The sequence below is a fragment of the Roseovarius aestuariivivens genome (genome assembly GCF_004761875.1).
GTDB lineage: Bacteria > Pseudomonadota > Alphaproteobacteria > Rhodobacterales > Rhodobacteraceae > Roseovarius > Roseovarius aestuariivivens.
In genome coordinates this window covers 200,003-212,220 of sequence record NZ_SJEY01000003.1, presented here as the reverse complement: position 1 = coordinate 212,220, position 12,218 = coordinate 200,003, and the positions used below count along the sequence as shown (strand labels likewise).

Sequence of the window (12,218 nt, the reverse complement as noted above, 5' to 3'; positions counted from 1 at the left end):
GGTCCGGCCCGCCCTGCGCAACAGAGGTTCGTCCGCGCCTGTCGCGGCGATGACTCTGGTCTTATTTTACCTTTCGCCGCCCTGTCACCCTTCGGCCCAAAGCGCGGCGTAGACGCCGGCGATGGCGTCGGCCTCGGCACTTGCGCTGAAGCTTGTTTCGGCGAGATGCCGGGCAGCGCGGGCCATGTCGGCGTGGCGTTCCGGCGCGTCCAGCAGGTCGCGCAGGGCCAATGCGGTTTGCGCGGCGTCGTCGCCGGGCACGATCACGCCGCAGCGTCCGCCATCGGCAAAGCGGCGATAATAGCCCTGATCGGTGGCCACGAAAGGCACACCGCTGGCCATGCCTTCGAGCGGGGCCATGCCGTAGCCTTCGTAGCGGGGGAGCTGCACCACCGCCGAAAGCCCGCGCATCAGGCCCGGCAGGTCTTCTGCGGGGATTTCCCCGGGAAAGAAGATGCGGGCGGCGAGACCGGCGCGCGCGATCTGGTCCCTGAGACCTTGCAGGAAGGCCGCGTCGCCCTTGGCGGCGCGCCCAAGAACGAGAGCGGTGGTGTCGGGGTGATCGGGAAGCAGGCGCAGCATCGCCTCGACGAAGCGGTCGGTGCCTTTCTCGGGCCGGATGCGGCCGATGGTGGCGATGCCTCGTTTGCCGGGATAGCCCGTTGCCGCCCAGGCGGCGGCGCGGTCGGGCGCGGGGCTAAAGCGGGCGCAGTCCACGCCGTGCGGGGCGATGGCGCGCACATGCGGAACGAAGGTGGCGGCCTTGTCCGTGGTGGCGATGACCGCGTCCATGCGTGAGATAAGCCAGCGCGGGACGGCCGAATGCCGCCGGATCGCGGCAGAGGTAAAGACAAGCCGGATGGGCAGGCGCAGGACATCCCGCGCCCAAAGCCCGGCCCGCATTTCGGGGTTGCGGCGCACATGCCAGATCGTGAACGGTCGCTCTATCGGCGGCGTGCGCGACAGGCGGCGGGCCTCGGCATAGCTGATCGGCGCGGGGCAGCCGGGCAGGGGATGACCCACGAGGGCCATGTCGTAGCGCGTGGCCTGACAGCGCACGACATTGGCCGCGGTCGCCGACACGCCGGTGAAGTTCCGATTGAAATTCGTGACGAAGAGCTCGGGCACGGGCGGCGTCCTTCTTGGCCTCGGCGCCTTGGTTATCCCAGGTCCAGCGCCTTGGAAAGCGTGCCGGCGAAGGCGTCAAGCACGTCGTCCTGCGCGGTGGCAAACGCGCGGGCCCGCGCGCGCAGCGCGTCGAGCGCGGCGGGATCGTCGAGAAATCGGTGCAGCACCTTTGCCAGTGCGGCGGCGTCCGCCACTTCAAGCGCGGCCTCGTGCGCCGCGAGATCGGCGTAGGTCTGCGCGAAATTGGCGTAGAGCGGGCCGTGCACGATGGCCGATCCGGCATGCGCGGGCTCGTAGGGGTTGTGTCCGCCGACATCGGTGAACGAGCCGCAGAGGCACGTCAGCGGGCTGAGCGCGTACCACAGCCCCATCTCGCCCAGTGTGTCGGCGAGATAGACCCGGGTCTGGCCGGTGACGGCCATGCCCGTGGAGCGGCGCGCGGCCTCGAACCCGGCCTCTGCGATCTGGACCTCGAGCGCATCGGCGCGTTCGGGGTGGCGGGGCACGAGGATCAAAAGCGCGTGCGGGTTGCGGCCCAGCATGGCGCGGTGCGCGTCGAGCATGATGGCGTCCTCGCCCGGGTGGGTCGAGGCGGCAAGCCATATGGGGCGGTCCTGCACCTGGGTTTTCATCCGCTCAAGCTCTGCCGTGTCGAAGGGCAGGGGCCCGGACAGGGATTTGAGGTTCACGCCACGTGCGGCGTGGGGCAGGCCAAGCGCGTGCAGGTGGTCTGCCGTGCGCTGATCCTGACAGTGGAGCAGCCGGAAATGGCCCATGAGGTGCCGGGCGGTGGCCGGTGCGCGCGACCAGTTGCGCGCGGAGCCGTCGGAAATACGCGCGTTGATCAGCGCGAGGGGGATATCGCGCGCAGCGGTGCACGAGAGCATCTGCGGCCAGATCTCGCTTTCGACGAACACGGCCGCTGCGGGGCGCCAGTGGTCCAGAAAACACTCGACCGCGCGGCTGCTGTCGAGCGGGGCGAATTGATGCGTGGTGCGCGGGGGCAGTCGCCGGGCCACGATACTGGCCGAGGTGGCCGTGCCGGAGGTAAGCAGAAAGGACAGATCAGCGTGCCGCTCGCCCAGATGGGCGATGAGGCGCAGGACAGACAGGCTTTCCCCGACCGAGGCGGCGTGAAACCACAGAAGTGGCCCGTCGGGCCGCGCCGCGGTGGCCTGGCCCAAGCGTTCTGGCAGGCGGGCGGGGTCTGTACCCTGTGCCGACAGTTTGCGCGCGACACGAGCGTAGGCCAGAGGCGTAATGAGGTTTGCCGCCTTGCCGTAAAGGCGGACGGGCCAAGGCGCCCTTGGGCCGGGCATCAGCCGCCGGTGTGGCTCATGTGGCGCGACACGCGCCCGTCGACGGTCTGGCGGGAATAGTCGAAATCGTGCCCCTTCGGCTTGAGCGCGATGGCGCGGCGAATGGCATCTTCGAGGGGCGCATCGCTTTGCGGGTTGTTGCGCAGGGGCGCGCGCAGATCCGCCATATCCTCTTGCCCGAGGCACATGTACAGCTCTCCGGTGCAGGTCAGGCGCACGCGGTTGCAGCTTTCGCAGAAATTATGAGACAGCGGCGTGATGAAGCCAATCTTCTGACCGGTTTCTTCCAGACGCACATAGCGCGCGGGGCCGCCGGTGCGCTCGGGCAGGTCGGTCAGCGTGAAGTGCTGCGCCAGTTGGGCGCGCAGGTCGGTCAGTTTCCAGTACTGGTCCAGCCGGTCTTCGTTGCCGATATCACCCATCGGCATGACCTCGATGAAGGTGAGGTCCATGTCGCGGGATTTGCACCAGTCGACGAGCGTAAATAGCTCGTCTTCGTTGAAGCCCTTGAGCGCGACCGTGTTGATCTTAATCCTCAGACCGGCCTTCTGGGCGGCGTCGATCCCCTTGATCACCTGCGGCAGGCGGCCCCAGCGGGTGATATCGGCGAATTTCGCCTCGTCCAGCGTATCGAGCGACACGTTCACCCGGCGTACGCCAGCGGCGTAGAGGTCGTCGGCAAAGCGCGCGAGCTGTGAGCCGTTGGTCGTGAGTGTGAGTTCCTTGAGTGCGCCGCTCTCAAGATGCCGCGTCATGTCGTTGAAAAAGTGCATGATGTTGCGCCGCACGAGCGGCTCGCCGCCGGTGATGCGGAGCTTTTCCACGCCCAGCCTCACGAAGGTCGAGCAGAGGCGATCCAGTTCTTCGAGCGTCAGGAGTTCTTTCTTGGGCAGAAAGGTCATGTTTTCCGACATGCAGTAAACGCAGCGGAAATCGCAGCGGTCCGTGACGGACACGCGCAGATATGAGATGGCGCGATGGAACGGGTCTATCAGTGGTGCAGTCATGGCGGGGAACTTAGGCAATCGGCCGCGCGGCGGCAAGCCTTTGATCTTCTGGATTGATGCGGGGGACAGAGCGGCCTAATGTTCCGGCATGAAACGTGCCGCGTGGGTCTTTTTGTCTGTTTTCGCCGTCACCGGATGCGACGCGATGCCTGATCGGTGGCGCATGGGCCAGGCGGAGACGCCCGCGCCCACGGGCACGGAAGGCCCGCTCGACGCGACCGAGGTGGCACAACCCGCGCTGGCCCTGCCGCCACCGGAAAACGCGCAGACCGCCGAGGAGTTCGACACCACCAGCGCAGCCGAACGCGCCGAGGCTGTGGCCGAGGCGGGACCCGCGGGCGGCGAGCGTGATCTGGGCACCACGCTCGCGTCGCTGGGCGCGGTCGGGGAGCCGGGGATCTGGCTCAAGACGCCTTTGGTGTCCGAGCCCGGACGCGGCCGGGTGGAATATCCCGAGAAGGGCACGAAGGTGGCGGTAGAGCTGATCCCCATCCAGGGCGAGCCGGGGTCGGGCAGCCGCATCTCTCTGGCCGCGATGCGGCTTCTGGAGGCGGACCTGACCTCTTTGCCGGAACTGCGCGTCTTTTCAACCGACTGATACTACAAGAACTTCTCGGCCTCTTTGCGCGCAAACGGCTTCATCTGCGGGGCATTCTCGGCCATAAAGGCGCGGACGCGATCCGGGTCGTGTTTCGACAGGTCGCGCAGCCACCACGCCACCGATTTCTGGATGAACCAATCCGGGTCGCGCACATAGCCTGCGGCCCAGTTGAGGACGCGCTCGCGCGCGGCGGCCTCAGGCGGTTTGGGATGATTCTGCTTGGTGAGCGGCAGCGTGACGACCATGGCGGCGCGGCGGATCCAGTGACTGTCGGACGTGGTCCAAGTCTCGATCTCGTCGAGCCGTGCAAGATCGGCCATGAGCCGTTTCTGACCGGCCATCATGGCGTGATCGGCGATGGCCCAGCTGTCGAGATCGGGCAGCCACGAGGTGATGAGCGCCCAGACGCCGTCATCTGGCCTTATCCGGGCCTGAGTCAGCAGTTTGGCTGCGGCAAGACGTGCCTCGAAAATGTTGGTTTCCCAAAGGCTTCTGGCCAATTCCACGCGGGCCGGCACGTCGAGTGTCTGCCTCCACTCCTTGGTCAGATCGTTGAGCGCCGGGTTCGGCACGCCGAGATAGGGGCGGGGCACCTTGTGATAGCCGGCCATGCCCTCGGCGCGGCCCGGTACGGCGCGGGCGCGCAAGTGGGCCAACGCGTCGTCAGGCGTCACTCGACCGTCACGGACTTGGCGAGGTTGCGGGGCTGGTCGACATCGGTGCCCTTGGCGACGGCGGTGTGATAGGCCAGAAGCTGGGCCGGAATGGCGTAGAGGATGGGAGAAAGCACCGGGTCGATCTGCGGCAGGGTGAGGGTGATCCAGGCGTCGCCGCCGGCCGCCTCGGCGCCCGGGCGGTCGGTGATGAGAAGCACCTTGCCGCCGCGCGCCATGACCTCCTGCATGTTCGACACGGTCTTGTCGAAGAGGGCGTCCTTGGGGGCCATGACGACCACCGGCATTTTCTTGTCGATGAGCGCGATGGGGCCGTGCTTCAATTCACCCGATGCGTAAGCTTCAGCATGTATGTAGCTGATTTCCTTTAGTTTCAACGCACCTTCGAGCGCAAGTGGAAACATCAGGCCGCGCCCCAGGAACAGCGCGTTGTCGGCCTCTGCCAGGCGGCGGGCGGTCTTTTTGAAATCGCCGTCAAGCTCCAGCGCGTTGTTAATCGTCGCCGGCAGGCCGCGCAGGGCCGACAAAAGATCGGCCATCCGTTCGGTCGTGATCATGCCCCGGTCGCCCGCAGCCTTCAAAGCGAGCAGCAGAAGCACGGTGAGTTGGCAGGTGAAGGCCTTGGTCGAGGCGACGCCAATCTCGGCCCCGGCGTGGATCGGCAGCGCGAGGTCGCTTTCCCGCGCGATGGAGCTTTCCGACACGTTGACTACCGACAGGATGCGCGCCGCGCGCCCGTCGCAATAGCGCAGCGCCGCCAGCGTGTCGGCGGTTTCGCCCGACTGGCTGACGAAAAGCGCGGCGGTGTTCTGCGGGATCGGCGGCTCGCGGTAGCGGAATTCCGAGGCGATATCCACGTCGACAGGCAGGCCGGCCAGTTGCTCGAACCAGTATTTCGCGGTCAGGCAGGCGTAATAGGCCGTGCCGCAGGCCACGAGACTCAAACGGTCGTAGGCGGCGAAATTGAGCGCCTCCTGCGGCAGGTCGACCCGCGTGCCGTCGTCGCTCAGGTAATTCTGCAGCGCCTCGCCGATCACGGTGGGCTGTTCGGCGATTTCCTTGGCCATGAAATGCTTGTGCCCGGCCTTGTCGACCATGGCCTTGGCGGTCTGGATCTTGCGCACCTCACGATTGGCGGCGTTGCCGTACCGGTCGGTGATCACGACCGAGGTCCGCGTGACCACGGCGATGTCGCCTTCCTCCAGATAGGTGATCCGGTCGGTCAGGGGCGCCAGCGCGATGGCGTCGGAGCCCACGAACATTTCGCCGTCGCCGTGGCCGATGGCCAGTGGGCTGCCCTTGCGCGCGGCGATCATGAGGTCTTCCTCACCGTCGAACAGAAAGCAAAGCGCGTAGGCGCCGTCGAGCTTGTCAATCACCGAGCGGGCGGCCTCTTCGGCGCTTTCGCCCTTTTCCATATGCATGCGCACCAGCAGCGCAACGGTTTCGGTATCGGTGTCGGTTTCATGCGCGATGCCCGCCTCGGCCAGTTCGGCGCGCAGATCGCGGTAATTCTCGATGATGCCGTTATGCACCACGGCGACGGGGCCGGCCTGATGCGGGTGCGCGTTCGTGACGCTGGGGGCGCCATGGGTGGCCCAGCGGGTGTGGCCGATCCCGGCCTTTCCGGGAAGGGGTTCGTGCACCAGCAGGTCCGACAGGTTCACCAGCTTGCCCACCGCGCGGCGGCGGTCGAGCCGGCCGTCGTTCAGCGTGGCGATGCCGGCGCTGTCATAGCCGCGATATTCCAGCCGCCGCAGCGCTTCGACCAGAGTGGGGGCAACCTCGTGCTTGCCCAGAACGCCAACGATTCCACACATTATGCTGCCCCTTGATCCTTCTTGGTTTTCTTGGCTTTTAGCATCTCGAAGAGCTTGCGGGCCAGTCCCGGTTTGTTGACCTGGATGCCGCGCGCCACGGCCAGCGCGCCGTCGGGCACGTCCTTCGTGATGACCGAGCCCGACGCGGTCATCGCCTCGTCGCCGACCGTGACCGGGGCGACCAGCATCGTGTTCGATCCGATGAAGGCGCGCGCGCCGACGGTCGTATGATGTTTCATCACCCCGTCGTAGTTGCAGGTGATCGTGCCGGCGCCAACATTTGTGCCCTCGCCAAGCGTGGCGTCGCCGATATAGCTGAGATGATTGACCTTGGCGCCCTCGGCGATGGCCGCGTTCTTGACCTCGACAAAGTTGCCGATGCGGGCGTTCTCGGCCAGTTCCGCGCCGGGCCGGAGGCGCGCGTAGGGCCCGACCACCGCGCCGCGAGAGACATGGCAGCCTTCGAGATGGGAAAACGCGCGCACATGCGCGCCGGATTCGAGGGTGACGTCGGGGCCGAAGACCACGTTCTGTTCGATCACCGCATCGCGGCCCACAACCGTGTCGAAGGCGAAATGCACGGTCTCCGGCGCGGGCAAGGTTACCCCGGTCTCAAGCATCTCAAGGCGCTTGCGGTCCTGGAACGCCGCCTCGGCCCGGGCCAGCTCGGGTCGGGAATTGATGCCCATCGTCTCGGCTTCGTCACAGGCGATGGCGGTGGCCGACAGGCCTTTGGCGCGGGCGATCTCGACAATGTCGGTGAGGTAGTATTCGCCCGAAGCGTTGTCGTTGCCCAGTTCGCCGATCAGGTCGAACAAGGTCTCGGACGCGGCAGCCACGACCCCGGAATTGCAAAAGGTGATGGCGCGGGTGGCCGCATCCGCATCTTTGAATTCCACAATTCGTTCAAGGGTTTCACCCGTCATCTTCAGGCGGCCGTACCGACCCGGATCGGTGGCCTCGAAGCCCAGCACGACAAGGTCATGGTGCCGGCGCGCCTCGGCCATGCGGGTGAGCGTCTCTTCGGAGATGAAGGGCGTGTCGCCATAAAGCACGAGGGCGTCGCCGGTGTAGCCTTTGAGCAGTGGCGCGGCCTGAGCCACGGCGTGACCGGTGCCTTTCTGCTCGGCCTGATGGGCGATCTGCACCGTATCGTCATAGGCGCGCGCGGCCGCTTCCACGGCGTCGGCCCCATGGCCGGTCACCACGATGGTGTGATCCGGCGTCAGCGCCGCACCTGCGCGCATCGCATGGATCAGCATCGGCGCCCCGGCGATCGGGTGCAGCACCTTGGGCAGGTCGGACTTCATCCGGGTGCCTTGGCCCGCGGCGAGGATGATCAGGCTGGTGGGCATGCAGTTTCGCTTTCCTTCTGTGCGTGCCCGTTTTATCCGGTTGCCACTGCCGCGCAAGGGCGCGGCGGATCAAAGATGATTGCGGCACGTGACAAGGGCAGGCGAAAACCTGCTGAACGCGGCGAAAGGGCAGGCATGGCAACGGTTGTTTTCGATCTCGACGGGACGCTTGCGGATACGAGTGGTGATCTGATCGCCGCGGCGAATTCGTGTTTCCGGGCGATGGGCGTGGGCGACATGCTGGACCCGGTGACCGATGCCGGTACGGCGCTTCGCGGCGGGCGGGCGATGCTGGGCCTCGGGATGGAGCGGCTGGGCCGCGGCGGGGATCTGGACGAGATCGACCGGCAATATCCCCGGCTGCTCGAAGCCTATGCCGACGCGATCGACACGCACACCCGGTTTTACCCAAGCGCGATGGAAACGGTGGAGGCGTTGCGAGACGACGGATTCAAGGTCGCCATCTGCACCAACAAGCCCGAAGCGCTGGCGCGTCTTCTGATGACACGGCTGGGGGTGCTCGACCGGTTCGGGTCGCTGATCGGGGCCGATACGTTGCCCGTGCGCAAGCCCGATCCCGAACCCCTGCGCGAAGCGGTGCGGCGGGCGGGTGGCGATCCGGCGCAATGCGTTCTGGTGGGCGACACGGTGACGGACCGCGAGACGTCGCGCGCGGCGGGCGTGCCGTCGATCCTTGTCACCTTCGGCCCCGGGGCGCATGCGGTCGACGCGCTTGGCCCCGAAGCGACCATCGGTCATTTCGACGAGTTGCCGGACGTGGTGCGGCGGTTCCTGCGCTAGGGCCTTTTCGATCCGCTGCATGCCTTTTTCGGGTTTGCCGAACTCGCGGCGGCGAAGGCGCACGGCCCATTGACGAGGCCGCCAGCGCACCGCATTACAGGATCATGAGCGAGAATTTCAACGGCAATTTCACCCAGCAGGCGCCGATCCCGGAGGACGGGATCGACGCGGCGCTGGACGTGCTGCGCAGCGGGCGTCTGCATCGCTATAATCTTGGTCCGGACGAGGTGGGCGAGGTGGGGCTGCTGGAGCGCGAATTCGCAGCTTTCACCGGGGCGCGTTACGCGCTGGCCGTCGCGTCTGGCGGGTATGCCATGGCCACGGCGCTGCGCGCGCTGGGGGTCGCGCCGGGCGAACCGGTGCTGACCAATGCCTTCACTCTGGCGCCGGTGCCCGGCGCCATCGCGAGCGTGAACGCGGTGCCGGTCTTCGTCGGCGTGACCGAGGATCTGACCATCGACCTTGACGATCTGGCGGCCAAGGCCGGCGCGGCGCGGGTGCTGATGCTGAGCCACATGCGCGGGCACATGTGCGATATGGATCGGCTGATGGAGATCTGCGACGGGGCCGGGATCACCGTGATCGAGGATTGCGCGCATACGATGGGCGCGGCGTGGAACGGTGTGCCGTCGGGACGCTTTGGCAAGATCGGCTGTTACTCGACGCAGACCTACAAGCATATGAATTCCGGTGAGGGCGGGTTTCTCGTCACCGATGACGACGCGGTGATGGCTCGCGCGATCCTTCTGTCGGGCTCGTATATGCTTTATGGCCGGCATGGCACGGTGCCGCCCGACGCGGCCTTTGCCGAGATCAAGTACACGACGCCGAATGTTTCAGGCCGCATGGACCATTTGCGCGCGGCCATCCTGCGCCCGCAATTGCGCAATCTCGCGCAAAGCTGCGCGGACTGGACCGCGCGCTATCGCGTGATCGAGACCGGGCTGCGCGGCACGCCCGGCCTCAGGATCATCGAGCGGCCCGAAGCAGAGCGGTTCGTCGGATCGTCTTTCCAGTTCCTGCTGCTCGATTGGGCGGCGGAAAAGGTGGAGGAGGTGATCGCGCGCTGCGCCCGGCGCGGTGTCGAGCTGAAATGGTTCGGCGGGGCCGAACCGGAAGGCTTTACCAGCCGGTACGACAGCTGGCGCTATGCGCCGAGCGCGCCTATGCCCGCCTCGGACAGGGTTTTGCGCGGCATTCTCGACATGCGCCTGCCGCTGACGTTCAGCCTGGAGGATTGCGCGATGATCGCCCGGATCATTCGTTCCGAGGTCGGAAGCGTGTTCCAGGCCAGATAAAATGCAGCGCGAGGCGGTCGACTATCCCGCCGCGCTAAGGCGGCGGGATACGGTTTTGCTCAGAATGTCAGCTTGCCGTGGTCACCCACGTCCGGCGTTTTGCCGGTAATCGCGGCCCGTCCGAATTCGAACAGCGATTTGGCATTGCCGTCGGTGACCCAGACCTCGGCCTCGGATGGCGTGAGGCACACGAGACGAATGTCGCTGTCGTCGCGCCCCTCGTCGAACCAGACCGCCGCGAAGGGCGACCAGATCTGATCGAGCTTTTCCGGATCCGAGACGAGGGACAGCGTGCCGTCGATCGCGGCATAGAGCTGGGTTTGAGGGCAGGCTGCGATGAACTGACCCGGCTCCCCCTTGGCGGCGGCCTCGGCGATGTCGGTGCCTTCGGCGGTGATGAACCACAGGTTGGTGTCGTCATCGAGGACGGTTTGCGCCATCGGACGGGGTGGGGCGCTGGGCGCGGACAGCATGCCGGCGTGTAGATCGTCGAGGCGTGTCCAGAGCATTTTTCTCAGCTGGTCGGACATTGGGGGACCTCCTTGGTCAGTATTGGTGTTTGACCAAGGCAACCCGCGTCCCCGGGGGAACGTTCCACACCCGGGCCGCGTGGCCGTGCGGTGCAGGTCGTCTGTCATCGGCCGCCTCTGGGCCCGAGGCCGCCATGCGCGCAATTGACAGCGCCGGCGGGCTGCGGTCAAATGAACAAACGTTCAATAACGCGAAGGAGCCCGCGCCGATGTTCGATGCCGTGATGAAATTCGACCTGGGCGAGGATGTGCATGCGCTGCGGGACATGGTGCATCGCTGGGCGCAGGAGCGGGTCAAGCCCATTGCCGCCGAGGTGGACGCGAAGAACGCATTTCCCAATGAGCTTTGGCGCGAAATGGGGGAGCTGGGCCTTTTGGGCATCACCGTGGCGGAAGAGATGGGCGGCGCGGGCATGGGCTATCTCGCGCATGTGGTGGCGGTCGAGGAGGTCGCGCGGGCGTCGGCCAGCGTGTCGTTGAGCTATGGCGCGCATTCCAATTTATGTGTGAACCAGATCAAGCTGAACGGCACGGACGCGCAGCGTGCGAAGTTCCTGCCCGGTCTGATCAGCGGAGACCATGTTGGGGCGCTGGCCATGTCCGAGGCCGGGGCGGGCAGCGACGTGGTGTCGATGAGCCTGCGCGCCGAGAAGCGCAACGACCACTATCGCCTGAACGGCAACAAGTACTGGATCACCAATGGGCCGGACGCCGACACGCTGGTGGTCTACGCCAAGACGGATCCGGAAGCCGGCGCAAAAGGCATCACCGCTTTTCTGATCGAAAAGGCGATGACCGGCTTTTCCACCAGCCCGCATTTCGACAAGCTTGGGATGCGCGGCAGCAATACCGCCGAGCTGATTTTCGAGGACGTGGAAGTGCCTTTTGAGAACGTGCTGGGCGAAGAAGGTAAGGGCGTGGCCGTGCTGATGTCGGGGCTGGATTACGAGCGCGTCGTGCTGGCGGGGATCGGGTTGGGCATCATGGCCTCCTGCATGGACGAGGTCATGCCCTATCTGGCCGAACGCAAGCAATTCGGACAGCCCATCGGATCTTTCCAGCTGATGCAGGGCAAGATCGCGGATATGTACACGGCGATGAATTCCGCGCGGGCCTATGTCTACGAGGTCGCCAAGGCCTGCGACCGGGGCGAGGTAACGCGCCAGGATGCCGCCGCGTGCTGTCTTTACGCCTCCGAACAGGCGATGGTGCAGGCGCATCAGGCGGTACAGGCCATGGGCGGGGCGGGTTTTCTGAACGATGCCGCCGTCGCGCGGATCTTCCGCGATGCCAAGCTGATGGAGATCGGGGCCGGCACGAGCGAGATCCGGCGCATGCTGATCGGGCGCGAATTGATGGGGGCGATGGGCTGATGCCGCGCCGGATGCTCTTTCTGCCGGTGCTGGCGGTGGGGCTGGGCGCCATGGCGATCGCGCTTTTGCTGGGCGGGCGCGCGGTGACCACGACCGAAACCGAGGTGATCGAACGGGTCGCGGCGCAGTACCTATCGGAGGGCGGCGTCGAGCGGTCGGATTGCGAGGCGCGCCCGGCGCAGTCCGAGGGGCTTTGGCTGGTGATCATCTGCGAGGCACGCAGCGGGGCAGGCGCGGAATACTTCATAGACCGGTTCGGGCGCGTGACGGACAGCCGGACGCTTGGCGAAAGGAGCTAGGGCCATGGCCGCA

At 66.1% G+C, this 12,218-nt stretch carries 12 protein-coding genes; 5 read left to right on the top strand and 7 right to left on the bottom strand.

Going from position 1 to position 12,218, the window contains the following annotated elements; genetic code table 11:
- Positions 1 to 84: 84 nt before the first annotated feature.
- Genes EZV60_RS06485 through moaA form a run of 3 tightly spaced genes read right to left on the bottom strand, consistent with a single transcriptional unit; the run spans position 85 to position 3,454 of the window.
- Positions 85 to 1,128: a glycosyltransferase family 4 protein gene (locus tag EZV60_RS06485; RefSeq protein WP_135503499.1), complete on the bottom strand. Its 1,044-nt coding sequence runs from the start codon at positions 1,126 to 1,128 to the stop codon at positions 85 to 87.
- Between the two features lie 32 nt (positions 1,129 to 1,160).
- Positions 1,161 to 2,447 carry a 3-deoxy-D-manno-octulosonic acid transferase gene (locus EZV60_RS06480; protein WP_135503497.1) on the bottom strand — a complete coding sequence of 429 codons (1,287 nt, stop codon included), beginning with the start codon at positions 2,445 to 2,447 and terminating at the stop codon, positions 1,161 to 1,163.
- Positions 2,447 to 3,454, bottom strand: coding sequence for a GTP 3',8-cyclase MoaA (moaA, locus tag EZV60_RS06475; RefSeq protein ID WP_135503495.1), 1,008 nt, complete (start codon positions 3,452 to 3,454; stop codon positions 2,447 to 2,449). The genes EZV60_RS06480 and moaA overlap by 1 nt, the downstream gene beginning before the upstream one ends.
- Positions 3,455 to 3,542: 88 nt before the next feature.
- Here moaA and EZV60_RS06470 point away from each other — a divergent pair, with 88 nt between their 5' ends.
- The gene (locus EZV60_RS06470) at positions 3,543 to 4,052 is read left to right on the top strand and encodes a hypothetical protein (RefSeq protein ID WP_245306240.1); all 510 of its coding nucleotides are present in this window, start codon (positions 3,543 to 3,545) and stop codon (positions 4,050 to 4,052) included.
- Positions 4,053 to 4,054: 2 nt separating this feature from the next.
- Here the strand turns inward: EZV60_RS06470 and EZV60_RS06465 are convergent, their stop codons facing one another.
- From EZV60_RS06465 to glmU, 3 genes are read right to left on the bottom strand one after another with little or no spacing between them, the layout of a single operon-like run.
- Positions 4,055 to 4,729 carry a DNA alkylation repair protein gene (locus tag EZV60_RS06465; RefSeq protein ID WP_135503493.1) on the bottom strand — a complete coding sequence of 225 codons (675 nt, stop codon included), beginning with the start codon at positions 4,727 to 4,729 and terminating at the stop codon, positions 4,055 to 4,057.
- Positions 4,726 to 6,549, bottom strand: coding sequence for a glutamine--fructose-6-phosphate transaminase (isomerizing) (glmS, locus tag EZV60_RS06460; RefSeq protein WP_135503491.1), 1,824 nt, complete (start codon positions 6,547 to 6,549; stop codon positions 4,726 to 4,728). Before glmS ends, EZV60_RS06465 begins: the two co-directional genes overlap by 4 nt.
- Positions 6,549 to 7,904, bottom strand: coding sequence for a bifunctional UDP-N-acetylglucosamine diphosphorylase/glucosamine-1-phosphate N-acetyltransferase GlmU (gene glmU / locus EZV60_RS06455; RefSeq protein ID WP_135503489.1), 1,356 nt, complete (start codon positions 7,902 to 7,904; stop codon positions 6,549 to 6,551). Before glmU ends, glmS begins: the two co-directional genes overlap by 1 nt.
- Before the next feature lie 135 nt (positions 7,905 to 8,039).
- On the opposite strand from glmU, the gene EZV60_RS06450 reads away from it, so the two are divergent.
- Together EZV60_RS06450 and EZV60_RS06445 are read left to right on the top strand one after the other, a co-directional pair.
- On the top strand, positions 8,040 to 8,705 hold the full coding sequence (locus tag EZV60_RS06450) for an HAD-IA family hydrolase (RefSeq protein WP_135503487.1): 666 nt from the start codon (positions 8,040 to 8,042) through the stop codon (positions 8,703 to 8,705).
- Positions 8,706 to 8,809: 104 nt separating this feature from the next.
- Positions 8,810 to 10,003 (top strand): DegT/DnrJ/EryC1/StrS family aminotransferase, encoded by a 1,194-nt coding sequence (locus tag EZV60_RS06445; protein ID WP_135503485.1) that lies wholly within the window; start codon positions 8,810 to 8,812, stop codon positions 10,001 to 10,003.
- A 59-nt stretch (positions 10,004 to 10,062) separates the two neighbouring features.
- Here EZV60_RS06445 and EZV60_RS06440 read toward each other — a convergent pair whose 3' ends face one another.
- Positions 10,063 to 10,533 (bottom strand): pyridoxamine 5'-phosphate oxidase family protein, encoded by a 471-nt coding sequence (locus EZV60_RS06440; protein ID WP_167853475.1) that lies wholly within the window; start codon positions 10,531 to 10,533, stop codon positions 10,063 to 10,065.
- Positions 10,534 to 10,742: 209 nt separating this feature from the next.
- Here EZV60_RS06440 and EZV60_RS06435 point away from each other — a divergent pair, with 209 nt between their 5' ends.
- A complete protein-coding gene (locus EZV60_RS06435) occupies positions 10,743 to 11,906 on the top strand; it encodes an isovaleryl-CoA dehydrogenase (protein WP_135503481.1) in 1,164 nt (387 codons plus the stop codon).
- Positions 11,906 to 12,205 (top strand): hypothetical protein, encoded by a 300-nt coding sequence (locus EZV60_RS06430; RefSeq protein ID WP_135503479.1) that lies wholly within the window; start codon positions 11,906 to 11,908, stop codon positions 12,203 to 12,205. The genes EZV60_RS06435 and EZV60_RS06430 overlap by 1 nt, the downstream gene beginning before the upstream one ends.
- Positions 12,206 to 12,218: the final 13 nt, after the last annotated feature.